20 protein-coding genes are annotated in these 24,799 nt (G+C 71.1%); 19 read left to right on the forward strand and 1 reads right to left on the reverse strand.

Annotation, left to right across the window (positions count from 1 at the left end):
- Window positions 1-3: 3 nt before the first annotated feature.
- Genes asnB through ACGFRG_RS01520 form a run of 16 tightly spaced genes read left to right on the forward strand, consistent with a single transcriptional unit; the run spans window position 4 to window position 20,503 of the window.
- Window positions 4-1,938: an asparagine synthase (glutamine-hydrolyzing) gene (gene asnB, locus ACGFRG_RS01445; RefSeq protein WP_393260193.1), complete on the forward strand. Its 1,935-nt coding sequence runs from the start codon at window positions 4-6 to the stop codon at window positions 1,936-1,938.
- 16 nt (window positions 1,939-1,954) lie between these two features.
- Entirely contained in the window at window positions 1,955-4,144 is a 2,190-nt protein-coding gene (locus tag ACGFRG_RS01450) for a bi-domain-containing oxidoreductase (protein ID WP_393260196.1), read from the forward strand.
- A complete protein-coding gene (locus tag ACGFRG_RS01455) occupies window positions 4,141-6,099 on the forward strand; it encodes an alginate lyase family protein (protein ID WP_393260198.1) in 1,959 nt (652 codons plus the stop codon). The genes ACGFRG_RS01450 and ACGFRG_RS01455 overlap by 4 nt, the downstream gene beginning before the upstream one ends.
- An 8-nt stretch (window positions 6,100-6,107) precedes the next feature.
- A complete protein-coding gene (locus ACGFRG_RS01460; RefSeq protein WP_361416754.1) occupies window positions 6,108-7,634 on the forward strand; it encodes a right-handed parallel beta-helix repeat-containing protein in 1,527 nt (508 codons plus the stop codon).
- 1 nt (window position 7,635) lies between these two features.
- The gene (locus tag ACGFRG_RS01465; RefSeq protein WP_393260201.1) at window positions 7,636-8,934 is read left to right on the forward strand and encodes an O-antigen ligase domain-containing protein; all 1,299 of its coding nucleotides are present in this window, start codon (window positions 7,636-7,638) and stop codon (window positions 8,932-8,934) included.
- 8 nt (window positions 8,935-8,942) lie between these two features.
- Window positions 8,943-10,151 carry a glycosyltransferase gene (locus ACGFRG_RS01470; protein ID WP_361416760.1) on the forward strand — a complete coding sequence of 403 codons (1,209 nt, stop codon included), beginning with the start codon at window positions 8,943-8,945 and terminating at the stop codon, window positions 10,149-10,151.
- The gene (locus ACGFRG_RS01475) at window positions 10,148-11,383 is read left to right on the forward strand and encodes a class I SAM-dependent methyltransferase (RefSeq protein WP_393260203.1); all 1,236 of its coding nucleotides are present in this window, start codon (window positions 10,148-10,150) and stop codon (window positions 11,381-11,383) included. The genes ACGFRG_RS01470 and ACGFRG_RS01475 overlap by 4 nt, the downstream gene beginning before the upstream one ends.
- The gene (locus tag ACGFRG_RS01480) at window positions 11,380-12,177 is read left to right on the forward strand and encodes a glucose-1-phosphate cytidylyltransferase (RefSeq protein WP_393260206.1); all 798 of its coding nucleotides are present in this window, start codon (window positions 11,380-11,382) and stop codon (window positions 12,175-12,177) included. The genes ACGFRG_RS01475 and ACGFRG_RS01480 overlap by 4 nt, the downstream gene beginning before the upstream one ends.
- On the forward strand, window positions 12,174-12,824 hold the full coding sequence (locus ACGFRG_RS01485; protein ID WP_393260208.1) for a PIG-L deacetylase family protein: 651 nt from the start codon (window positions 12,174-12,176) through the stop codon (window positions 12,822-12,824). The genes ACGFRG_RS01480 and ACGFRG_RS01485 overlap by 4 nt, the downstream gene beginning before the upstream one ends.
- A gap of 3 nt (window positions 12,825-12,827) precedes the next feature.
- On the forward strand, window positions 12,828-13,853 hold the full coding sequence (locus tag ACGFRG_RS01490) for an SDR family oxidoreductase (RefSeq protein ID WP_361416772.1): 1,026 nt from the start codon (window positions 12,828-12,830) through the stop codon (window positions 13,851-13,853).
- Window positions 13,841-15,124, forward strand: a complete 1,284-nt coding sequence (locus ACGFRG_RS01495; protein ID WP_393260210.1) for a DUF4910 domain-containing protein — start codon at window positions 13,841-13,843, stop codon at window positions 15,122-15,124. The genes ACGFRG_RS01490 and ACGFRG_RS01495 overlap by 13 nt, the downstream gene beginning before the upstream one ends.
- A gap of 5 nt (window positions 15,125-15,129) precedes the next feature.
- On the forward strand, window positions 15,130-16,416 hold the full coding sequence (locus ACGFRG_RS01500; RefSeq protein ID WP_361418266.1) for a hypothetical protein: 1,287 nt from the start codon (window positions 15,130-15,132) through the stop codon (window positions 16,414-16,416).
- On the forward strand, window positions 16,413-17,378 hold the full coding sequence (locus ACGFRG_RS01505) for a glycosyltransferase family 2 protein (RefSeq protein WP_361416778.1): 966 nt from the start codon (window positions 16,413-16,415) through the stop codon (window positions 17,376-17,378). The genes ACGFRG_RS01500 and ACGFRG_RS01505 overlap by 4 nt, the downstream gene beginning before the upstream one ends.
- The gene (locus ACGFRG_RS01510) at window positions 17,375-18,613 is read left to right on the forward strand and encodes a polysaccharide pyruvyl transferase family protein (protein ID WP_393260212.1); all 1,239 of its coding nucleotides are present in this window, start codon (window positions 17,375-17,377) and stop codon (window positions 18,611-18,613) included. The genes ACGFRG_RS01505 and ACGFRG_RS01510 overlap by 4 nt, the downstream gene beginning before the upstream one ends.
- Window positions 18,610-19,161 carry a dTDP-4-dehydrorhamnose 3,5-epimerase gene (gene rfbC / locus ACGFRG_RS01515; RefSeq protein ID WP_393260215.1) on the forward strand — a complete coding sequence of 184 codons (552 nt, stop codon included), beginning with the start codon at window positions 18,610-18,612 and terminating at the stop codon, window positions 19,159-19,161. The genes ACGFRG_RS01510 and rfbC overlap by 4 nt, the downstream gene beginning before the upstream one ends.
- A 7-nt stretch (window positions 19,162-19,168) precedes the next feature.
- The gene (locus tag ACGFRG_RS01520; RefSeq protein ID WP_393260217.1) at window positions 19,169-20,503 is read left to right on the forward strand and encodes a glutamate-1-semialdehyde 2,1-aminomutase; all 1,335 of its coding nucleotides are present in this window, start codon (window positions 19,169-19,171) and stop codon (window positions 20,501-20,503) included.
- 12 nt (window positions 20,504-20,515) lie between these two features.
- Here the strand turns inward: ACGFRG_RS01520 and ACGFRG_RS01525 are convergent, their stop codons facing one another.
- The gene (locus ACGFRG_RS01525; protein WP_393260796.1) at window positions 20,516-21,247 is read right to left on the reverse strand and encodes a phosphatase PAP2 family protein; all 732 of its coding nucleotides are present in this window, start codon (window positions 21,245-21,247) and stop codon (window positions 20,516-20,518) included.
- Window positions 21,248-21,824: 577 nt separating this feature from the next.
- Here ACGFRG_RS01525 and ACGFRG_RS01530 point away from each other — a divergent pair.
- The 3 genes from ACGFRG_RS01530 to ACGFRG_RS01540 all read left to right on the forward strand — a co-directional run bounded on the left by ACGFRG_RS01530 (window position 21,825) and on the right by ACGFRG_RS01540 (window position 24,708).
- Entirely contained in the window at window positions 21,825-23,552 is a 1,728-nt protein-coding gene (locus ACGFRG_RS01530; RefSeq protein ID WP_393260219.1) for a TIGR03767 family metallophosphoesterase, read from the forward strand.
- Between the two features lie 144 nt (window positions 23,553-23,696).
- A complete protein-coding gene (locus ACGFRG_RS01535; RefSeq protein WP_361416793.1) occupies window positions 23,697-24,125 on the forward strand; it encodes a hypothetical protein in 429 nt (142 codons plus the stop codon).
- A 118-nt stretch (window positions 24,126-24,243) separates the two neighbouring features.
- The gene (locus ACGFRG_RS01540) at window positions 24,244-24,708 is read left to right on the forward strand and encodes a sec-independent translocase (RefSeq protein ID WP_361416797.1); all 465 of its coding nucleotides are present in this window, start codon (window positions 24,244-24,246) and stop codon (window positions 24,706-24,708) included.
- Window positions 24,709-24,799 lie beyond the last annotated feature (91 nt).

A 24,799-nucleotide genomic window follows, 5' to 3' on the forward strand; every position in this document is an offset into this window, starting at 1 on the left:
AACATGTGTGGCATCGCAGGCACTTACCAATGGCCGGACGGGAAGGCCGTCGCCGACCGGCTCACCGACACCCTCGCCCACCGCGGTCCGGACGGGGCTGGCCGCTACAGCCACCCCGCCGGTGACGGCGAAGTGCACCTCGGGCACCGCCGCCTCGCCATCATCGACCTGTCCGAGACCGGCGCCCAGCCGATGGTCTCGGGCGGCCTCGCCCTCACGTACAACGGCGAGCTGTACAACGCGCCCGAACTGCGCGCCGAACTGACAGCCGCCGGGGTGCGCTTTCGCGGTACCTCCGACACCGAGGTGCTGCTTGAGGCCTGGCGGCGCTGGGGCACGGACTGTCTGCCCCGGCTGCGCGGCATGTTCGCGTTCGCGGTCTTCGACGAGCGAACCGGTGAGCTGGTGCTCGCCCGCGACCAGCTCGGCATCAAACCGCTGTTCCTGCTCCGGCGCGGTACGGGCCTGGTGTTCGCCTCCGAGCTCAAGGCGCTCGCCGCCGTGACCGGCGGCTCGCTGCAGGTGGACCACGCGGCGCTGGTGTCCTCGCTGCTGTACTACTGGGTGCCGGACTCGCGCTGCGCCTTCCGCGAAGCGGAGAAGCTGCCGCCGGGCAGCTGGCTCAGGTGCCACGCCGACGGCCGGGTGGAGCGCGGCCGGTACTGGAACCTGAAGGACATCGCCGCCGAGGGGCAGGAGCGGGCCCGAGCCGGTGAGCGGCCGGACCTGGCGGCCATCGTCGAGGAGTCGACGCGGCAGCACCTGCTCTCCGACGTACCCGTGGCGACCTTCCTCTCCGGCGGTCTCGACTCCAGCTACCTGACCGCGCTGGCGGCCCGCCACCAACCCGGGATCTCCGCCTACACGATCGGATTCCGCGCCGAGGACGCCAAGTTCGAGGCGATGCCGGACGACCTGCGCTATGCCCGGCAGGTGGCCGAGCGGTTCGGCGTCGACCTGCACGAGATCGAGATCGCTCCGAACGTGCTCGACCTGCTGCCGCAGATGACGTACCACCTGGACGAGCCGATCGGCGACCCCGCCGCGATCAACACCTACCTGATCTGCTCGGCCGCCCGGGAGGCCGGGGTCAAGGTGATGCTCTCGGGGATGGGCGCCGACGAGCTGTTCGCCGGTTACCGCAAGCACCTGGCCAACCTGCTCGCGCTGCGCTACCAGCGCGTCCCGCGCCCCCTGCGGCGCGGCCTGTCCAGGGCCGTGGACCGGCTGCCGGTCGCCACCTCCCGCCGGGGCTACCGGTCGGTGCGCTTCGCCAAGCGGTTCCTCTCCTTCGCCGATCTGCCGGAGGAGACCGCGTTCCGGCGCAGCTACACCATGTACGACCAGGACGAACTGCTCGCCCTTGTCCATCCGGACCTGGCCGGGACGGTCGAGGACGTGGTGACCGAGCACGCGGACATCTACCAGGACAACGACCTCGACGACTTCGTCAACCGCATGTGCCTGGGCGACGCCCGGATGTTCCTGCCGGGCCTCAACCTCACGTACACGGACAGGTCGAGCATGGCCGCCTCCACCGAGGTGCGGGTGCCGTACGTGGACGTCGAGGTGGTCAAGGCGGCGTTCGCGGTGCCCGGCGATCGCAAGATCGTCGGACGGCAGGGCAAGGCCGTCCTCAAGGAGGCGGCCACCTCGATCCTGCCCCGGGAGATCGTGTACCGGCCCAAGGGCCTGTTCAGCGCCCCGCTGCGGGCCTGGATGAGCCGGGATCTGGCACCGCTGGTGCGCGAGGTGGTCAACGACGGCGTGCTCGTCAACTCCGGGCTCCTGCGCCGCGAGGCGCTGGCGCGGATGGTCGCCGAGGACGCGGCCGGGCAGCGGGACTTCTCCAAACATCTGTGGCATGTGCTGACCCTTGAGTACTGGTATCGCGGCGCGACCTCCGGGTCCGGCGAGAACTCTTTGTTGACTGCGTAGAGACAAGAGGACTTCGGTGAAACAGGTTGTGCAGAACTACAAGAGCGGCGAGCTGGCGGTGCTCGACGTGCCGGTGCCGGGGTGCAAGCCGGGCGGTGTGCTGGTGCGCAGCGCCTACTCGCTGATATCCACCGGGACCGAGCTCATGAAGGTGTCCGAGGCCGGCATGTCGATGCTCGGCAAGGCCCGCTCCCGGCCGGACCAGGTGGCCAAGGTCATGCAGAGCGTGGCCACCAACGGGGTGCCCGCCACCTACCGCAAGGTGATGGGCAAGCTGGACTCCTATACGCCGCTGGGCTACTCGCTGTGCGGGGTGGTCGAGCAGGTCGGCGCCGGGATCGACGATGTGAAGGTCGGCGACCTCGTGGCCTGCGCCGGCAACGAGCACGCCTTGCACGCCGAGTTGAACTGGGTGCCGAAGAACCTCTACGCCCCGGTGCCGGACGGCCTCGCGCCACGGCACGCGGCCTTCGGCACCGTCGGGTCGATCGCGTTGCAGGGCGTCCGCCAGGGCGAGTCACGGCTCGGCGAGGTGGCGCTGGTCATCGGCCTCGGGCTGATCGGGCAGCTGGTGGCGCAGCTCCTCACCGCGTCGGGAGTCCGCGTCGTCGGGGTCGACCCCGACCCGGTGCGCTGCGAGCTCGCCGAGCGCCTGGGCGCCGCGGCCTGCGGCGATCCCGCGTCCGCGGCCGTGGAGGCGGCCGTCGCCGAGCTCACCGGCGGTCACGGCGTGGACCAGGTGTATCTGGCCGCCGGCGGCGGCAGCAACCAGCCCGTCGAGCTGGCCGCCCGGCTCTGCCGGGACCGCGGCCGGGTCGTCGACATCGGCAAGTGCCGTCTGGACCTGCCGTGGAACGCGTACTACGAGAAGGAACTGGACGTCCGGTTCTCCCGCAGTTACGGCCCCGGGCGCTACGACCCGGAGTACGAGCTCGACGGGCGCGATTACCCGATCGGTTACGTGCGCTGGACCGAGCGCCGCAACCTGGCGTGCTTCCTCGATCTCGTCGCCCGAGGCCGCGTCGACGTGGACCCGTTGGTCTCCCACATCGCCGACTTCGATGACGCCGTCGAGACGTACCAGCGTCTGAAGGACGGCGAACTGAAGGCCGTGGCCGTGCTGTTCCGCTACCCCGAGCACGCGGGAGAGCCGGCGCAGGTGGTGGCCCCGGCGGTGGCCGTGCCCGCGGTGAAGCGCGCAAGCGCGGTGTCCGCCCCGGCCCGGGCGGTCAAGACGCCGGTGCGGCTCGCCTTCGTCGGGGCGGGGAACTACGCGACGTCGATGCTGCTGCCGCACCTGGCACAGCGTGACGGCGTCGAGTTGTCGACGGTGGTCACCACGACGGCGCTGTCCGCGGCCAACGCGAAGCGGAAGTTCGGCTTCGCCTCGGCGACCACCGATCTCGACGGCGTGCTCGGCGACAAGTCCATCGACGCCGTGTTCGTGGTCACCCGGCACAGCTCGCACGCCGAACTGACCCGCAGGGCACTGCTGGCAGGCAAGACGGTGTTCGTGGAGAAGCCGTTGGCGCTCTCCGAGGACGAGCTGGCAAGCGTGCTCGCGGCGGTCGAGGAGTCCGGCAACGACCGGCTGCAGGTGGGCTTCAACCGCCGCTTCGCGCCGCTGCTGCGCGAGGCCAAGCAGCGGTTCGGCGCCCGGAGCGGTCCGGCGAGCCTGCGCTACCTGGTCAACGCGGGCCGCCTCCAGCACGGCAGCTGGTACCTCCAACAGGGCACCGAGGGCTCGCGGTTCGCGGGCGAGGGCGGACACTTCATCGACACGGCGAGCTGGCTCCTCGGCGCCGACCCGGTCTCGGTGTACGCGCTCGCCACGTCCGGCAACGAGGACCTTCAGGTCGTACTGCGCTACCCGGACGGATCCACCGCCACCGTCAGCTACGTCACCACCGGCGCGCCAGGCTTCCCCAAGGAGACGCTGGACCTCGTCGCGGACGGCAAGGTGCTGCGGCTCGACGACTTCGTCCGCGCCTCGGTCCACGGCCCCGAGAAGTGGGTCAGCTCGCGGCTGCCCAAGGCCCGGGACAAGGGTCAGAACGCCGAACTGGCCGCGTTCATCAGGGCCGTGCGGACCGGCGGGCCCATGCCGGTGCCGCTTCAGTCGCTGGTCGCCACCACGGCGGCCACCCTCGCCGTGCAGACGGGCCTGGTCAGCGGCGCGCCGGTGACGTTGGAGCGGGCGCGATGACGCTGAGCGCGGGCTGGTACCTGCGGCGGCTTTCCCGGATGGAACCGCGCGAGGTCGGCGGCCGGGTGGGCGACGCGGTGCGCAGGCGGCGGTGGCGCTCGGCGCGGCCCGACTGCCCGCGCGTGAGCGGCGCCCGGTTCACCGCCGTGCTGCCCGCCGGGGCACTCGCCGCCGTGCCACCGGACGCCGCGAAACGTCTCATCGCCGAGGCGGACCGACTGATGGACGGGCACGCCGAGTTCTTCGGGGTGCACCGCGACGACCTGGCCGACCCGGACTGGTGGTGCGACCCGAAGACCGGGCGCCGTGCGCCGTGGGGCTACGCCTTCGACGTGCCGTACCGCGACGAGGAAGCGGTCGGGGACATCAAGCAGATCTGGGAGCTGTCCCGGCATCAGTACCTCACCCAGCTCGCCGCCGCCTACGCGCTCAGCGGCGACGAGCGGTACGCCGAGCGGGTCGCCAAGCATCTGCGGCTGTGGTGGGCGGCCAACCCATCGCTGCGCGGTGTGCACTGGATCAGCGGCATCGAGCTGGGCATCCGGCTGCTCTCCTGGGTGTGGATCCGCCGACTGCTCGACGGCTGGCCGGGCGCGGCCCGACTGTTCGAGCACAACCCGGTGGCGCGCAACCAGATCTGGCACCACCAGCGCTGGCTGGCCGCCTTCCCCAGTCGGGGGTCCTCGGCGAACAACCACGTCATCGCCGAGGCCGCCGGGCAGTTCGCCGCGGCCTGCGCGTTCGGGTGGTTCCCCTCCTCGCCGCGCTGGCGGGCCGACGCGCTGCGCTCGCTGGAGCGGCATCTGCGGGGCAACACCTTCGCCAGTGGCCTCAACCGCGAACTGGCCACCGAGTACCACGGGCTTGTCCTGGAGCTCGGTCTGGCCGCGGTGGCCGAGGCGGACGCCGCAGGCGTGCCGGTCCCCGCGACCGTGCGGCTGGTGCTGCTGCGGATGACCGACGCGCTCGCGGCCATCGTGGACAACCGGCTGCGGCCGCCGCGCCAGGGGGACGCGGACGACGGCCACGGTCTGATCCTGGACGGCGCGGGCACCGACCGCTGGGCCTCGCTCCTTGCCACCGGGGACGCCGTGTTCGGCCGCCTCGACTGGTGGCCGACAGTGACCGGCACCGATGTGCGCACCCCACTGCTGGCCGCGCTCATCCGGCCGTACGCGAAAGACGGCGCGGCATCGGCCGTGACCCGCCCGGCAAGCCGACCGGGTCACTTCGCCGACGCGGGCATGACCATCCTGCGCGGTCCGGCGAAGATCTGGTGCCGCTGCGACGGCGGTCCGCACGGCTTCCTGTCCATCGCCGCGCACGCCCACGCGGACGCGCTGTCGGTGGAGGTCCGCCACGACGGGGTCGACGTGCTCGCCGACCCGGGGACGTTCTGCTACCACGGGCAGCCCGAGTGGCGGCAGTACTTCCGCTCGACCCTCGGCCACAACACCCTGCAACTGGACGGCGCCGACCAGTCCGTCTCCGGCGGCCCGTTCCTGTGGACCCGGCATGCCCGCAGCCGCGTCCTGGTCGCGGACACGTCCGAGGAGGGCGTGGCCCGCTGGTGTGCCGAGCACGACGGCTACCAGTCCTCCGTGCACCGCCGCCGGGTGGAGCTGACCGCCGCGAGCCAGGAGCTGCGGGTGGTCGACGAGGTGCGCGGGCCGCGCCGGGCCGTGCGCCTGGCGTTCCACCTCGGCCCGGCGATCGCCGCGGACCTGGTGGGCGACCGGGCGGTGCTCACCTGGACCCGGGACGGCGAGGACCGCTCGGCGGTGCTCGATCTGCCCGGGCAGTTGTCCTGGCGGGCGCATCGCGGCGAGAGCAACCCGCCGCTGGGCTGGTACTCCCCCGGCTTCGGGCGCAAGGAACCCGCCACAGCGCTGATCGGCACCGGCTTCGCCGACGGCGCTGCCGGGTTCACCACCGTACTCACGTTCCGCGGCTAGGGGGACACGTGAGGATCAAGTGGCGGACCTGGGCGTTACCGGCGGCGCTGGCCCTGCTGGCGACCGGCTGTGTGAGCTCGTCGGACACCCGGACGGAGCCGACCGGCCGGCCATCCACGTCCGCGTCCACATCCCGGTCCGTGGCCCGGGTGTGCGCCAAACCCCCGGCCGGACCGGCGACGGCGCCGGCGGGTGCGGTGACGATCGACCCCGCGGTGGCCGGTGACTTGTCCGAGAAGACCAAGAACAGCCCCCCGAACACCACCTTCTGGCTGCGACCGGGCACGCACAGCCTCGCATCGGACCGCTACGCCCAGGTGATCCCCAAGGAGGGGGACAGCTACCTCGGCGCGCCGGGCGCGGTGCTCGACGGCAAGAAGACCAACCAGTACGCGTTCGGTGGCACCGCCCGCAACGTCTCCATCCGCTACCTGACCGTGCAGGGCTTCGTCGCGCCGCAGAACGAGGGCGTGGTCAACCACGATTCGGCCGACGGATGGGTGGTCGAGCACACGACGATCCAGCACAACTCCGGCGCCGGTCTGATGGCCGGTGCCCACCAGCAGGTCCGCGCCAACTGCCTGCGAGGCAACGGCCAGTACGGCATGAACGCGTACAAGACCGGCGACCCCATCACCGGCCTGGTGGTCGAGGGCAACGAGATCGAGGCCAACAACACCGACGACTGGGAGACACGACAGCAGGGCTGCGGCTGCACCGGAGGCGTGAAGTTCTGGGCCGTCAACGGCGCCGACATACGCGGCAACTGGGTGCACGACAACCGCGGACCCGGGTTGTGGGCGGACACCAACAACAACGACTTCCGTATCGAGAACAACGTGCTGGAGGCCAACGACGGTGCCGCGCTGATCTACGAGACCAGCTACAACGCCGTCATCCGCGACAACACCATCCTGCGGAACAACTGGGTCGAGGGCCGCAAGTTCGCCGACCACGGCGACAACTTCCCGTACGCGACCATCTACCTCTCCGAGTCCGGCGGCGAACCACGGATCCGAGCCCGTACGGACAAGGTCGAGATCTACGGGAACGTGCTGGAGAACAACTGGTCCGGGATCACCCTGTGGGAGAACGCCGACCGGTTCTGCAACAGCGCGGCCAACACCTCCTCCGGCGACTGCACGTTGCTGGTGCGCGACATCCACCGCTGCGCGAAGCCCGCGATCGCCTCCACACCGCTGTACGCCGACTGCCGGTGGAAGACCCAGCGGGTGGACATCCACCACAACCGCTTCCTGCTGGACACCTCCGTCATCGACTGCACGGTGAAGTGCGACCGCATGGCGGTGCTGGCCAACTACGGCACGTATCCGGACTGGTCGCCGTACCAGGGCGAACGGGTGGCCGAGGCGATCACCCTCAAGCAGAGCAACCGCTGGCACGACAACGTCTACGTCGGACCCTGGGAATTCGTCGCCCACGACCCGAGCAAGGTGCTCGACTTCGGGCAGTGGCAGGGCGCGCCGTACCAGCAGGACGCGGGCAGCACCCTGGCCCCACGGGCAGGTGGTTGAGATGAGCGGCGACCTGATGCGCGGCGGGCTGCCGGGCGGACCGGATACGGCGGACACGCGGTCCGGCGCCGAACCGCGCCCGGCCGGCGCGCCGAGGCTCGTCGGGACCATCTGGGGGCTGCTGATCCTCAACACGCTCGGCTCCACCGGGGCGAAGACGATCATCCCGCTGCCCCGCTCCCTCATCCAGCTGGTCACGATGGGTGCGCTGGTCTCCGCGTTCGCGCTGGCGCTCGCCATCAATCTCCGGCTGCGCATCCGGGCCAGCGCCTTCGTGCTCCTGCTCACCCTGCTGCTGGTGACGAGCGTGATCTCCAGCGCGCACCTGGAGTCGGGCTTCGGCGCGCTGTTCCGGTGCTTCCGCCTGACGCTCTTCGTCGGCACGCTGTGGCTGCTCAGCCGCTGGTGGGACGGTGGCCTGACGTTCGTGCGCCATCACATCCGGATGTACTTCGCGGTGCTCGGGTCGGTGGCCGCCGGATTGCTCGTCTCACCGGGCGCGGCCATGCCCGGGCTCTACGGCGGACGCCTTGTCGGCGCGTTGTGGCCGCTCACTCCACCGCAGATAGGACAGTACGCCGCGGTGATCATCGGGCTCACCGTGCTGCTCGTCCTGGGCCGCCGGGTCGACCGGACCAGCGCGGTGGTGGTCATCGTGCCGTCGCTCGTCCTGCTCGCGCTGACCCATACCCGCACGGCCACGCTCGGCCTGATCATCGGGCTGCTGCTGGCGATCGGCTCGCTCGTCCTGACCAGTGCCGCGGCCCGCCGGTTCTTCAGCTGGACGGTGCTGTGCGCCCTGGTGGCCACGGTGGCTCTCGGCTCCTTGCTGCAGGCGTGGTTCCTGCGCGGCCAGAGCAAGGAGAACTTCTCCAGCCTCACCGGCCGGGCCAAGGTCTGGGACGCCCTGCTGGCAGCCCCCCGTACGACGGTGGAGCAGTGGTTCGGCGTGGGCCTGGGCGACAAGTCGTTCGGCGGGCTGCCGATCGACAACAGCTGGCTGGCCGTCTACAACGAGCAGGGCGTCATCGGCGTCTCCTTGGTGGCGGCGATCATCATCGTGCTGGGCGGCGTCGCGTTGCTGCGGCCACCGTCGCTCTCCAGGGCCTGCGCGATCTTCCTGATCAGTTACTGCGCGATCGCCTCCTACACCGAGGCCGGGCTGGGCGACGCCTCGCCGTATCTACTGCATCTGGCCGTGGCCGCCGCGCTCCTCGCGGCACCTGCCGAGGCAACGCCCCTGGCCGCCCCCGCAGTTCCCCGACGACATGTCCCGCGCTGGGCCCGGGATCGGAGGTGACCCCAAGCATGCACGTCCTCGTGGTGCACAACCGCTACTCCTCGGCGCAGCCGAGCGGCGAGAACAAGGTCGTCGACCAGGAGGTGGAGCTGCTGCGCGCGGCAGGCCACCGGGTCGAGGTGTTCGAGCGGCGCAGCGACGACATCGCCGCGCGGTCCCTGCTGAGCAAGGCCGCACTGCCGCTGCTCGTGCCGTGGAACCCGGCGGTCCGCACCGAGCTCGCCGCCCGGCTGCGCGCCGAGCGGCCGGACGTCGTGCACGTCCACAACGTCTTCCCGCTCCTGTCGCCCGCGGTGCTGGCCGCCTGTGCCGACGCCGATGTGCCCGCCGTTGCCACGCTGCACAACTACACCCAGGTCTGCCCGCCCGGCACACTGCAGCGGGACGGCCGGCCGTGCGCCGAGTGCGTCGGGTCCGCACCACTGCCCGCCGTCCGGCACGGCTGCTACCGGGGCTCCCGCCTCGCGACGGTGCCGCTCGCCGTCAGCCTGTCGGTCAACCGGCGGCGTTGGTGGTCCGGCGTGGAGCGGTTCCTCTGCATCTCCGCGGCGCAGCGCGACGTCCTGGTGCGGGCCGGTATGCCGCCCGAACGGCTGGCGGTGAAGCACAACTTCGTGCCCGAACCGGGCGCCCGCCGCGAGGGCGACGGCGAGCATCTGCTCTATCTCGGCCGGCTCGCGGAGGCCAAGGGCGTACGGCTGCTCATGGCCGCGTGGGACGAGATCGCGGCGAGCGGCGGTGTGGGCGTGCCGCTCGTGGTCGCCGGCGCGGGACCGCTGGAGCCGGAGGTGACCGCCTGGGCGGCGGGCCGCGACGACGTGCGATACGTCGGCCTGTACGACACGGCGGAGTGCCGGAAGGCCATCGCGCGATCGGTCGCCGTGGTGGCTCCCTCGACGTGGCTGGAGGCGTTCGGCCTGGTGGTCGTGGAGGCGATGGCGGCCGGTGTCCCGGCCGTCGCCGCCGGTCACGGCGCCTTCGTCGAACTCGTCGAGGACGGCGTGACGGGGCTGCTGCACCGGCCGGGCGAGCCCGCCTCGCTCGCGTCCTGCATACGCCGGATCACGGCCGAGCCCGCCGTGGGCCGGGAGATGGGCCAGGCGGCCCGGCGCCGTTACGAGCAGGGGTTCAGCCCGGCCGTCGGGCTCGATCGCCTGGTGGAGGAGTACCGCACCGCGATCGCGGGTCGGACGGAAACAATGGGGGGCAGTAAATGACACAATGCCGACTCTGCGGCTCGGAAGCGATGGCGAGCGTCGTCGATCTCGGGGCGACGCCACCGTGTGAGAGCTTTCTCGCCGCCGACCAACTGGACAAGCCGGAGCCTGCGTACCCGCTGCACCTGCGGGTCTGCACCGACTGCTGGCTCGCGCAGATCCCTCCGCTGATCACGCCGGAGGAGACGTTCAGCGAGTACGCGTACTTCTCCTCCTACTCGACCTCCTGGGTGGAGCACGCGCGCGCCTTCGTCGCCGACGCCATCGAGCGGGTGGGTCTCGGCCCCGACCCGTTCGTGGTCGAGGTCGCGAGCAACGACGGCTACCTGCTGAGGCACGTGGTGGACCGTGGGATCCGCTGCCTGGGCATCGAGCCGTCGGTGAACGTCGGCGCCGCGGCGCGCGACGCGGGTGTGCCCACGCTCACGGAGTTCCTGAGCCCGGACACCGGCTCGGCCGTCCGCGCCGAACACGGCCCGGCGGACCTGGTCGTGGCCAACAACGTGTACGCGCACATCCCCGACGTGGTCGGGTTCACCCAGGGGCTGCGCGCCCTGGTCGCCGACGACGGCTGGGTCTCCATCGAGGTGCAGCACCTGCTGACCCTGATCGAGGAGAACCAGTACGACACGATCTACCACGAGCACTTCCAGTACTACACGGTCGCCTCCGCGATCCGGGCGCTCGCCAGCGGCGGACTCGCGCTCGTGGACGTCGAGTTGCTGCCCACGCACGGCGGCTCCATACGGCTGTGGGCCCGGCCGACTGAGGTCGCCGGAGAGCCGACCTCCCGAGTGGCCGACGTGCTGGCCCGGGAGAAGGCCGCCGGGCTGCAGGAGCTGTCCGGGTACACCGAGTTCTCCGCCCGGGTGGCCAAGGTGCGCCGGGACCTGCTGCGGTTCCTCATCGAGGCGGCCGAGCGCGGCGAGACGGTGGTCGGCTACGGCGCGCCGGGCAAGGGCAACACCCTGCTCAACCACTGCGGCATCCGGCCCGACCTGCTCGCGTACACGGTCGACCGCAACCCCTACAAGCACGGCAGGTACACCCCGGGCACCCGCATCCCGATCCTGCACCCCGACCAGATAGCCGCCGACCGACCCGACTACGTCCTCGTCCTCCCGTGGAACCTGCGGGCCGAGCTGGTCGAGCAGCTGTCCTTCGTGCACGACTGGGGCGGCCGCCTTGTCTTCCCCATCCCGGAACTGAGCATTGTCGAGGTCGAGCGATGAAGGTCGTACTGTTCTGCGGCGGCTACGGGATGCGGATGCGCAACGGTGCCTCCGACGACGTGCCCAAGCCGATGGCGATGGTCGGCCCGAGACCGCTGATCTGGCACGTCATGCGCTACTACGCGCACTTCGGGCACACCGAGTTCATCCTGTGCCTGGGCTACGGGGCCCACCACATCAAGAACTTCTTCCTCAACTACGAAGAGACGACGTCCAACGACTTCGTGCTGCGGGGCGGGCGGACCGAGCTCCTTTCCACCGACATCTCGGACTGGACGATCACCTTCGCCCAGACCGGCGTCGAGTCTCCCATCGGCGAGCGGCTGCGCCGGGTGCGCCAGCACCTGGACGGCGACGAGATGTTCCTCGCCAACTACGCCGACGTGCTCACCGATGCCCCACTGCCGCAGATGATCGACTCCTTCGCCCGGCGCGACGCCGGTGCGTCGATGATGGTGGTGCCGCCGCAGTCCTCGTTCCACTGCGTGGACCTGGGCGAGGACGGCCTGGTGGGGGGCATCACCGCGGTGAGCGACATGCCGCTGTGGGAGAACGGCGGCTACTTCGTGCTCCGCCAGGAGGTCTTCGACCACATACCGGAGAACGGGGACCTGGTCGCCGACGGCTGCGCCCAACTGGCCAAGCGCGGACGGCTGGTGGCGCACCAGCACCGCGGCTTCTGGAAGCCGACCGACACCGTCAAGGAGCGGGCCGCGCTCGACGACGCCTACGCCCGGGGCGACCGCCCGTGGGCCGTGTGGGAACGGGACGGCGCGGCAGTGGGGTCCAGGTGATCCGGCTCGGGGCCGGGCGGCCCCTGGACCGGATCGTCGCGGTGGGCGCGCACTGCGACGACATCGCCATCGGCGCCGGCGGCGCGCTGCTCACGCTGTGCCGCGCGCGGCCGGGTATGCGTATCGACGCGCTGGTGCTCTCCGGCGGCGGCAGCGAGCGGGAGCAGGAGGAGCAGGCCGCGCTCGCCGCGTTCTGCCCGGACGCCGAACTGCGGCTGACCGTGCTCAAGTTGCCGGACGGCCGGATGCCGACGCACTGGGACGAGGCCAAGGCCGCGGTCGAGGAGCTGCGCGCTGAGACCGAGCCGGATCTCGTGCTGGCCCCGCGCACCGATGACGCGCACCAGGACCACCGCGGCCTGGCGCAGCTGATACCCACCGCGTTCCGCGACCACCTCGTACTCGGCTACGAGATCGTCAAATGGGACGGCGATCTGGGCCGCCCGGCGGCGTACCAGCCGCTGTCGCCGCAGATCGCCGAGGAAAAGGTGCGGCTGCTGCAGGAGCACTACCCCTCGCAGCGGCACCGGCCCTGGTACGACCGGGAGGCCTTCCTCGGTCTCGCACGCATCCGCGGCATCGAATGCCACGCGCGCTACGCCGAGGCGTTCGCCGTCACCAAACTCACTCTCGACCTGGGGGAATGAACCTTGCGCGTACTGCTGACCGGACACCAGGGCTACCTGGGCACCGTGATGGCCCCGGTCCTCACGGCCGCCGGACACGAAGTCGTCGGCCTTGACTCCGGCCTGTTCGCCGACTGCGTCCTCGGGCCGCCGCCCGCGGACCCGGCCGGGCACCGGGTGGACCTGCGCGACGTCACGGCCGAGCACGTGGCCGGGGTGGACGCCGTGATCCACCTGGCCGCACTGTCCAACGACCCGTTGGGATCGCTGGCACCGGAGCTCACCTACGACATCAACCACCACGCGTCCGTACGCCTGGCCCGGCTGGCCCGCGACGCCGGAGTGCGGCGCTTTCTGTACGCGTCGACGTGCTCGGTCTACGGCGCCGCCGGCGGCGACGAGCTGGTGAGCGAGGACGCCCCGCTGCGCCCGGTGACGCCGTACGCGGAGTCCAAGGTGCGGGTGGAGGACGACCTGCACGCGCTGTGCGACGGCGACTTCAGCCCGGTGTTCATGCGCAACGCCACCGCCTTCGGCTACTCCCCCCGGCTGCGCGCCGACATCGTCCTGAACAACCTGGTGGGCCACGCCCTGCTGTCCGGCGAGGTGCTGGTGCTCTCCGACGGCACCCCCTGGCGCCCGCTGGTGCACGCCGCCGACATCGCACGGGCCTTCGCGGCCGCGCTGACCGCGCCGCGCGAGGCGGTGCACGACCGGGCGTTCAACATCGGCAGCGAGATCAACAACGTGACGGTCGCCGAGATCGCCGAGCAGGTCGCCGAGGCGGTATCCGGCTCGAAGGTGGTGATCACCGGGGAGACCGGTGCCGATCCGCGCTCGTACCGGGTGGACTTCTCCCGGTTCCGTGCCGCGATACCCGGCTTCGACTGCGAGTGGACGGTGAAGAAGGGCGCGCTCGAACTCGCCGACGCCTACCGCGAACACGGCCTGACCCGGGAGGACTTCGAGCGGCGCTTCACCCGCCTCGCCGTGCTGCGCGCCGCCTCCGACGCCGGCACCGTCGACGACACCCTGCGGTGGCGCCGGTGACCTCGATCGGCGAAGAGATGCACGCGCTGGTGGAGCGGCTGTACCCGCTGTGCCGGAGCATCACCGGCGACGGTGTGCGCGCCACCCTGGACATCGTCGGCGAGTACGTCCCGTTGCAGGTGCACGAGGTGCCGACCGGGACGCAGGTGCTCGACTGGACGGTGCCGCAGGAGTGGAACATCAAGGACGCGTACATCGCCGACAGCGCGGGCAACCGTGTCGTCGACTTCGCCGCGTCCAACCTGCACGTACTCGGCTACAGCGTGCCGGTGTCCGCGACCCTGCCGCTGGCCGAGCTGCGCGCACACCTGCACACCCTGCCGGACCACCCCACCTGGGTGCCCTACCGCACCAGCTACTACAAGCCGCGATGGGGATTCTGCCTCGCTCAGGAGACCTTGGACGCGCTGCCCGACGGCGAGTACGAGGTGTGCGTCGACTCCACACTCGCCGACGGCCACCTCACCTACGCCGAGCACGTCGTCCCCGGGCAGGTCACCGACGAGGTGATCGTCTCCTGCCACGTCTGCCACCCGTCGCTGGCCAACGACAACCTGGCCGGCATCGCGGTGGCGACGTTCCTGGCGCGTGCGCTCGCGGAGCAAACGCCGCACTACACCTACCGGTTCATCTTCGCGCCCGGCACCATCGGGGCGATCACCTGGCTGGCTCGCAACGCGGAACGGATCGACCGGGTCAAGCACGGCCTTGTGCTGGCCTGCGCCGGCGACCGGGGCCGACTGACGTACAAGCAGAGCAGGCGCGGCGACGCGGAGATCGACCGGGTCATGCGGCACGTGCTGCGCGCGTCCGAACGCCCGCACCGCGTCGCCGAGTTCACTCCGTACGGCTATGACGAGCGGCAGTACTGCTCGCCCGGGTTCGATCTCGGCGTGGGCTCGCTCAGCCGGACCCCGTACGCCGGTTATCCCGAGTATCACACCTCGGCGGACAACCCGGACTTCGTCTCCCCGCGGGCGATGGCGGACACGCTCGCCGTCTGCCGCGAGGCGTTCGTCGTCCTGGACCGCAACCGGCGGTACGTCAACCTCAGCCCGTACGGCGAGCCGCAGCTGGGCCGACGGGGGTTGTACGACTCGCTCGGCGGCCGCAGCGACGCGAAGCAGACCGAGATGGCCATGCTCTGGGTGCTCAGCCTCTCCGACGGCGAGCACAGTCTGCTGGACGTGGCCGAGCGGTCCGGGCTGCCGTTCGACACCGTCGCCGCCGCGGCCGGAGCCCTGCACGGCGCCGGACTGATCAAGGCATGACGCGGATGACCACCGAGGAGGAGACGACGGCACCGGCCGGATCCGCCCGGCGGGCCATCCTCGGCCGGCTGTCCTGGGGACTGGCCGACCAGGCGGCCTCCAGCGTGAGCAACTTCGCGGTGGGCATCTATGTGGCACGCTCGCTGGGGCTGGCCGCGTTCGGTGTGTTCAGTCTGGCGTGGGTGACCTACGGCGTGGTGCTCAGCGTCTCGCGGGGGCTCGCCACGGACCCGCTCGTGGTGCGCTTCAGTGGCGTGTCGGAGGTGTCCTGGCGCGGGGCGGTGGCCCGGTCGTCGGGTACCGCGCTCGGCGTCGGTGTCGCCCTCGGCGCGGCGTGTCTGGTGGTCGGGTCGGCTCTCGGCGGCGGCGTGGGGCCCGCGTTCGCCTGCCTCGGCGTCATGCTGCCCGGGCTGCTGCTGCAGGACGCCTGGCGATACGCGTTCTTCGCCGCCGGCACCGGGCGCAAGGCGTTCGTCAACGACGTGGTGTGGGGTGTCGCGCTCGCCCCGGCCATGGTGGTGGCGGCCCACGTGGGCGGCGTGCCCGCTTTCGTGCTCGCCTGGGGCGGGTCCGCCGCGGTGGCCGCGGTGTACGGCTGCTTCCAGTCCGGCATCCGGCCCCAGGTGAGCGGAGCGCGCGAGTGGCTTCGCGCGCACCACGACCTCGGCTACCGCTACCTGGCCGAGAACGTCGGCGTCAGCGGCGCGAGCCAGCTGCGGGCGTACGGGCTCGGCGCGATCGTCGGGGTCAGCGCGGTGGGTGTGATCCGGGGCGCCGAGCTGCTGCTCGGCCCGTTCCTCGCACTGCTGATGGGTCTCTCGCTGGTCACCGTCGCGGAGGCGGCACGGGTGCTGCGGCGGGCCCCGCACCGCCTCGGCATGTTCTGCTTCCTGCTGGGCGGCGCGCAGGCCGTCGCCGCGCTGCTCTGGGGCGCGGCGCTGCTCCTTGTGCCGGACCGGCTCGGCGAGTTCGTGCTCGGCGACGTCTGGAGCTCCGCCGCGAAGCTCATCGTGCCGGTCACGCTCGGCGTCGCGGGCGCCGGCCTCGGCACCGGCGCGGCGGCCGGGCTGCGCGCACTCGCCGCCGCCCGGCGCAGCCTGCGCTGCCAGCTGTTCGCCTCCACCTGTTACGTCATCGGCGGCCTCGGCGGAGCGGCCCTGGCCGGCACGACCGGCTCGGCCTGGGGCGTCGCCACCGCGACCGGCTGCGCCTCGGGCGTGTGGTGGCTGCAACTGCGGTCCGCCCTGCGCGAGCGCCACCAAGATCCCATCCCCGAAGTGAGGACGTCATGACCGCCCATCCCCGGCTGAGCATCGGCCTGCCCGTCTACAACGGCGAGGAGTACCTGGCCGAGTCGCTCGACGCCCTGCTCGGCCAGACCTACGAGGACTTCGAGCTGGTCATCTCCGACAACGCCTCGACCGACGGGACCCAGGAGATCTGCCGCAAGTACGCCGCACAGGACTCGCGCATCCGCTACCTCCGGCTGCCCCGCAACATCGGCGCCGCACCCAACCACAACTACGTGTTCACCCAGTGCCACGGCGAGCTGTTCAAGTGGGCCTCGCACGACGACCTGTACGCCCGGGACCTGCTGCGGCGCTGCGTCCAGGCACTGGACGAACGGCCGGACGTGGTCCTCGCGCACTCCGGCCAGGCGGTCATCGACGGCGACGGCCAGGTGAAGGTCCCGTACGAGTACAAAATCGCCACCGACTCGCCGCGCGCACCGGAGCGCTTCCGCAGTTTCCTGTTCGAGCCCGGCGGCGACGACTTCTACGGGGTGATGCGGGCCGACGTGCTGCGCCGGGTGAAACCGCACGACAGCTACCACCACGCGGACCGCACGTTCGTCGCCGAGATCGTTCTGCACGGCCCCTTCCACCAGGTGCCGGAGCTGCTGTACTTCCGCCGCGACCACCCCACCCGCGCCGAGCGGGCGAACCCTTCCAAGCGCTCGCGGTGCGCCAACCTCGACCCGCGCCGGGCAGGCCCGCTGCACCCGACGCCCCGGCTGCTCGCCGAGTACGTCTGGGGCTTCGTCGCGGCGATCCGGCGGGCACCGTTGTCCGCTGCCGACCGGCGCGCGTGCTACCGCCACCTCGCCGCGTGGATGGCCAGCCGGGTCCGGCCGGGCGCCGGCGAGCGGGTCGAGGACCGCGCCCCCGTCGACCCGGCCCGGCTCACCGTCTCCGTCGACGCCGTCGTCGCCGGGCGTGAAGGTCGCGAAGGTCGCGAGAGGAGGCAGGCGTGACGTCCACGCACGAAACTCTGGCACGCGTCGGGGTGTTCGGCCTGCTCGGCTCCGGCAACCTCGGCAACGACGGGTCGCTGGAGGCCGTGCTCGGGTACCTGCGCACCGAGCACCCGGAGGCGGTCGTGGACGCGCTGTGCGGCGGACCCGAGGTCGTCTCGGCCCGCTACCGGATCCCCGCGACGCGGCTGCACTGGTACCGCGGCGAGTACCGGACCGCGTCCCGCGCGGGCGCGATCGCGGCCAAGGGTCTGGGCAAACTCGTCGACGCCGTCCGCACCGCCGCCTGGGTGCGCCGGCACGACGTGGTGATCGTGCCGGGCATGGGCGTCCTGGAGGCCACACTGCCGCTGCGGCCGTGGGGCTTCCCGTACGCCCTGTTCCTGCTCTGTGCGAGTGGCCGGCTGTTCGGCACCCGGGTCGCGCTGGTCGGCGTCGGCGCGGACGCGATCAGTGACCGGCCGACCCGGGCCCTGGTGCGCTGGTCGGCGCGGCTGGCCACCTACCGCTCCTACCGGGACGCCCTGTCCCGCGACGCGATGCGGGCGATGGGCGTGCGCACCGCGCGCGACCAGGTCTACCCGGACCTCGCCTTCGCCCTGCCGACGCCCCGGCCGAGCACACCCTCTGCCTCGCCGGGCCAGGTCTGCGTCGGTGTCATGGCCTTCCACGGCGGCAACGACGACCGCGCCCGGGCCGACGAGATCCACCGGCGCTACCTCGACGGGACGACCCGGTTCGTCCGCGCGCTCGTCGAGGACGGCAGACCGGTCCGACTGCTCACCGGCGACGAGTGCGATGCGCCGGTGGTCGCCGCGATCCTCGACGCGGTGGACTCGCCGCTGGTCACCGCCGCCGAGGCGGCCTCGCTTGCCGACCTGATGACGGAGATGGCCGCCGCCGACACCGTGGTGGCGACCCGGTACCACAACCTGATCTGCGCACTGAAGGTCGGCACGCCGACGCTCGCACTCAGCTACGCGGCGAAGAGCGACGCGCTCATGGACCGGATGGGCCTTGCCGCGTACTGCCACCCGGCCCGCGAGGTCGACGCCGAACGGCTGCTCGAACACTTCCGGGACCTGGAGAAACGGTCGGCGGAGCTGCGCCGGACCCTCGCCGAGCGGAACGAGACCGCGACACGGCAACTCGCCCACCAATTCACGGAATTGACCACGGCCCTGTTCCCGGCGGCCAACCACGCCCATGCCCACGCCATGCGGGAGACACCATGAAAGCGACCGAAGTCCAGGCGATCGCCGGGGCATACCTGTTCGAGCCGACCCCGTACGCCGACGAACGCGGCTTCTTCTGCCGCACCTTCGACGCCGACGTGGTCCGCTCGGTGGGCCTCGACCCGGACGCCTTCGTCCAGGACAGCCTGTCCCGCTCGGTCCGGGGCGTGCTGCGCGGCCTGCACCTGCGCTCCGGCGCGGGTGAGGCCAAGCTGGTGCGGTGCTCGTACGGGAAGATCTTCGACGTCGTCGTGGACCTGCGGACGGACTCGCCGACCTACCTGGGCCGGGCCTTCTTCGAGCTGTCCGGCGAGACGCAGACGACCCTCTACATCCCGGCGGGGTGCGCGCACGGCTTCCAGGCACTGACCGAAACCGCTGACATCTCGTACCGGATCGACCGCCCGCACGATCCTGCCGAGGACGTGACGATCGCCTTCGACGACCCGGAGCTCGCCATTGACTGGCCGCTGCCGGTCACATCGATGTCCCAGCGGGACCGGGAGGCACCGAGCCTCGCCAAGGTCCTTCAGCACATAGAGAGTTGAGGTCGGCGTGGCCACCGAAAACACCGAAGAGCTCCGCCTGCCCCGGTCGCGGCAGGCCAACGAGCGGCTGCACGCCATGATCCCCGGGGGCGCGCACACCTACGCCAAGGGCGACGACCAGTACCCCGAGGACCTGGCTCCGGTCATCAGCCACGGCCGCGGTGCCCACGTGTGGGACGTCGACGGCAACCGCTACATCGAGTACGGCTCCGGCCTGCGGTCGGTCAGCCTCGGCCACGCCCACCCACGCGTGATCGAGGCGGTGCGGCGGGAACTGGACCGCGGCAGCAACTTCGTCCGGCCGTCCATCATGGAGGTCGAGGCCGCGGAACGCTTCCTGGCCACCGTGCCGACCGCCGACATGGTGAAGTTCGCGAAGAACGGCTCCGACGTCACCACCGCGGCGGTGCGCCTCGCCCGTGCCGTCACCGGGCGCGCGCGGGTGGCCATCTGCGCCGACCATCCGTTCTTCTCCGTCGACGACTGGTTCATCGGCACCACACCGATGCCCGCCGGCATTCCGGCCGCGACCACCGAACTCACCGTGGTGTTCCCGTACGGGGACCTGGCCGCGACGGAGGAACTGCTCACCCGGTACCAGGACGAGATAGCCTGTCTGATCCTCGAACCCGCCACCCACACCGAGCCTCCGCCCGGCTACCTCGCCGGCTTGCGCGAACTGGCCGACCGGCACGGCTGCGTACTGATCTTCGATGAGATGATCACCGGCCTCCGCTGGTCCGAGGCGGGCGCCCAGGGCCTGTACGGCGTCGTCCCCGACCTCTCCACCTTCGGCAAGGCGCTGGGCAACGGATTCGCCGTCTCCGCACTGGCCGGACGCCGAGATCTGATGGAGCGGGGCGGCCTGCGTCACTCCGGCGAACGGGTCTTCCTGCTGTCCACCACGCACGGCGCGGAAACGCACTGCCTGGCAGCCGCGATGGCCGTGCAGACCACGTATGTGGAGGAGGGCATCACCGCACGGCTGCACGCCCTCGGCGAGCGGTTGGCTGCCGGTGTCCGCGACGTCGCGGCCGGCATGGGCGTCGGCGACCACATCGTCGTCCGGGGCCGGGCCAGCAACCTGGTCTTCGCCACCCTCGACGAGAACCGGCAGCCGTCGCAGCAGTACCGCACCCTGTTCCTGCGCCGACTCCTCGCGGGCGGAGTACTGGCCCCGTCGTTCGTGGTGAGCAGCGCGCTCGACGACGCCGACATCGATCACACCGTCGATGTGGTGGCCCAGGCATGTGCGGTGTACCGCAAGGCACTGGACGCCGCCGACCCCACTCCCTGGCTGGGCGGGCGACCGGTGAAGCCGGTGTTCCGCCCCTTGGCGTGACATGACGTGACGTCAGCGGCGCTCCCGCCGACCGGCGTCGGCCGTCCGGTCGACCGTCCGATCAGCGGTCTGATCGGACGTCCGATCGACCAGCCGGTCGGCCGTCCGGTCGACCAGCCACGCGGTCACCGGCACCACCGCAAGCGCGGTGCACCAGCCGCCGAGGACGTCGGTCGGGTAGTGCGCGCCCAGGGCGACCTCCGCCCAGCCCATGGCGGCGCCGGCAACCAGCGCCGCGGCGAGCACGAGTAACGTGCGGGCCACCCTGCCGACGCCGAGCCGACCGGTCGCGGGCAGCGCCACCACGAGGGCGAGCGAGGTGAAGAAGGCGGTGTGGCCGCTCGGATAGGACAGGTTGCCGGCGCCGTGGATGGTGCGTCCCACCAGGGACTTGAGCAGCGTCGCAGTCCCCACGGTGACGCCGACCCCGGCAACGACGAACACCGCCGCGCGAGGACGCCGAAGCAGCAGACAGCCCGTGACGACGGCCCCCACCACCAGCGCAGATCCGGCGGGCTCCCCCAGAAAGTCCAAGACCAGAGCCACACGCCGCCACGGCGGCCGCACACTGTCCGCCGTCGGCGCGAAGATCCACCTGTCCACCCTGCCGGGCTCACTGTGCCCGGCGTACAGGACCCCGAGCACGACGACCACCAGCGCGGCGAGCACCGCGATCAGCCCGAGCACCGCGCGCAGCGCCGGGGGCAGCACCGCGCGCGCCGACCGCAGTCTGTCGCAGACCATCCGGTAGATGCGATGCACCTCCCCCTCCCGTCGGGGCCGACTCCATGCCACCCGCCGACATGGCCGGGATCGTCAGACGTACGGGTTGCGCGCGGCTGGGTCTCCGCTTGCCACCCTAACCAACCATGCCGTCACGCAAACCGCCAGGTGCGGAACGTGCCCGAACTACGGCATTCCGTACGGTAGTTGAGGCGACGGCATCCCCCCACCGACGTGGGCCTGGCTGCGAAATGGACAAGGGCAACGGGAACCGGCAGATCGAGAGATGTGGCTCGTCGGTGAGCCTCCGGTTGTCACGGCGGCCCGCCGCAGCCGATACCGGCAGACTGATCCGGGGTCAGTGCGAGCTGGGCGCCGGTGAAGCCCTCAAAAAAACCGGACAACCCGCCTTCAAGCCCCATGCAACCGCCGAACCTCACAGAAATACCCACTCACGTGTCAGCGACACACTTGAGATCTCTTGTTTCCCCCAAGTTTTCGTCCGACCCCCTGTACATACAACTACCCATCAGTAGTGTGTGCGCCGCGCGTCGACGTCGTCCGCGCGTCAACGACCAGTGTCACCAGGGGGACAGCCATGCGCGGGATGAGCCGCCGTCAGTTCGTGTCCAGGATGTCCGCCGCGGCCGCAGGCGCCGCCCTGTGGTCGGTGACGGCGCAGGACCGGGCCCTCGCGGCCACCGCCGCGCGGGCCGTGCGCATCGGCGGAACGACATTGGAGCAGGCCGCGATGCCCGTCGGCAGCGGCCCGTACAAGCGCCTCGTGGCGGGCCCGGGCTGGCCGCTCGTGGTGCGCGGGGAGCTGGCCGGGGCAGGTGCGGGCCGCGACGACCGCCGCACCGGGCTCGCCTCGTTCGTGCAGTTCACCGACCTGCACCTGGCGGACACCGAGTCGCCGGTACGGTTCGAGTACCTGGCCCAGTACAACGACAGCGCGCACCGCCCGCAGGAGGCTCTGACGGTGCGCGGCGCCTCGGCCCTGGTCGAGCGGGTCAACGCGGTGCGCCAAGGCCCGTACACCGGGATGCCGTTCGGCATGGTGATGGCCACCGGCGACAACACCGACAACCACGAGCTCATCGAGCTCGACTGGTACCTGTCCGTCATGAGCGGCGGCCGGATCACGCCGAGCAGCGGCGACCCCTCGCGCTACGAGGGCGTACAGAACTCCGGCAGCGCGTCCTACTGGAACCCGGAGTCCTCCTTCCAGGACTCCTACAAGACCAAGGGGCTCCCGCAGATCCCCGGCTTCCTGGCGGGCGCGGGCCGCGCCTTCGACGCCCCCGGCCTGAACGTTCCGTGGTACACGACCGTGGGCAACCACGACGACAGCATCGAGGGCAGCCTGCCCGACCTCGGCCTCCTGGGCGACCTCTACACGGGCGACCGCAAGATCGAGGGCTGCGACGACGCCACCGCGGCGAAGCTCGCCTACGCGCTGAAGCACGACCCGGCCCAGGCGGTACTGCTGCTCGGGCAGTTGCTCGGCAACGGTGGCGCGATCCGCAAGGTCACCCCCGACGAACGCCGACGCCCCTTCACCCCCGCCGAGTTCGCGAAGGCGCACCTCAACCCCGCCTGCACCGGTGCCGGCCCGGTCGGCCACGGCTTCACCTCGGACGCGGCGAGCAGCGGGCACCTCTACTACACCTTCCCGCTGGCGAGCGGTGTCCTCGGCATCAGCCTGGACACCACCAACCGGGCCGGATTCGCGGACGGTTCACTCGGCACCGCGCAGCTCAAGTGGCTGGAGTCGGTTCTCAAGTCGCACAGCGGCCACTGGTACGACACCGACGGGCACGTGGTGCGCGGTGGCTCCAGCGATTCGCTCATCGTCCTGTTCAGCCACCACACCAGCACCACCATGGGCAACCTGCTGCCCGACCCGTACCACCCCTTCGAGGGGCGGCACGACGGCAACGCCCTGGTGTCACTGCTGCAGCGCTATCCGAACGTGGTGGCGTGGGTCAACGGGCACACCCACGAGAACAAGATCACCCCGCACGGCCACACCGTGCCCGAGCGCGCCTTCTGGGAGATCAACACCGCGTCCCACATCGACTATCCGCAGCATGCCCGGATCATCGAGATCGCGGACAACGGCGACGGCACCCTGTCGCTCTTCACCACCCTCATCGAGTCCGCGGCGCCGTACGCGACGGACTTCGCCGACACCTCCGACCAGGGACTCGCGGCGCTCTACCGCGAGCTGTCGTACAACGACCCGTACGCCACCCCGGCCACCCGGATCGGCTCCTCCGCCGACCACAACACCGAGCTGCTGCTGACCCGCCCCGGCAGGTGACGCGGCGTACGAATGGCCAGTCATCCCCTGGACGGTCTCCCGGCCACCTGTGATGATCCATAAGTCTCTGCCCCTGACGGATGCCTCCCATGCGTCAGGTAGAGCAGGACCGCAGACCACGCACCGACACCGCTGGGGGAAACCATGAAGCCGTCCCGTATCCGCACCCGCATCGGCGCCGGCGCGCTCGCCGCCGTCGCCCTCACCGCGGGCGCGGTGGCCATCGCGTCCCCTGCGTTCGCCAAGGCGAACGCCATCAGCGTCAGCAAGGCCACCTTCACCGCCAAGCCCAAGCCGGTGATCAAGGTCAAGGTCACCTACTCCTGCGACACGGGCTACTCCCTGCGCATCGAAGGCGTGGCGACCAGGACCGTCAACAAGAAGGCCGTCGCCACCGGCGTCGTCGCCAGTGACAAGGTGGTCTGCGACTACCGCAACCATGTCGCCGAGGTGAAGCTGGCCCCGAAGGCGGGGACGGCCCTCCACAAGGGCGACAAGATCAAGCTCGTGGTGAAGACCCGCGACGCCGCCGGTCACGTATACGCCGAGGCGTCGAAGTCCGCGACCCTCTGACAACGCCGGGCGCCCCCTATGGTTCCATCAGTTGCGCAACCTCTAAAGTGTTACGAGGGGAATGGCCGCCCGGCCCCACGCCGGGCGCCAGGGACAGTGCGGGCCGAGGAGTAGCAGGGTGTTCACTGATGTGGGTCCGATGGAGCTCGTCACGATCGCGGTCCTCGCGGTCCTCCTCTTCGGCCCGGACAAGCTGCCGGAGGTCATCCAGAACGTCACGGGATTCCTGCGCAAGATCCGGGAGTTCTCCGACAACGCGAAGCAGGAAATCCGCTCCGAACTGGGCCCGGAGTTCAAGGACTTCGACTTCGAGGACCTGCACCCCAAGACGTTCGTACGCAAGCACGTCCTGAACGGCGAGGGCGACATGCTGGGCCTGGACGAGATCCGCAGCGCCCTCGATCCGCGCCCGGAACTCGCGGAGGTCGCCGACGCCGTGCGGGGGGCTGCCGATGGCGCTGCGGGGCGCGGCTCCTCGGCCGGCCCCGATCAGGCCGGGACGGCACCGGCCCCCGTTCGACTCACGAAGGACGGGCAAGCGGCGCCGCCCGCACACCCCGCCTTCGATCCCGACGCGACGTAGGCACGTCAGGTCCGCCGCTTCTCTCGCCGAAAGCGGGTCTGCCTTGCCGCCTCACCAGGGCAGCACCCTCAAAAACACTTGCTATATTGCG

The organism is Streptomyces sp. NPDC048696 (genome assembly GCF_043198895.1).
In the GTDB taxonomy this organism is placed as follows: domain Bacteria; phylum Actinomycetota; class Actinomycetes; order Streptomycetales; family Streptomycetaceae; genus Streptomyces.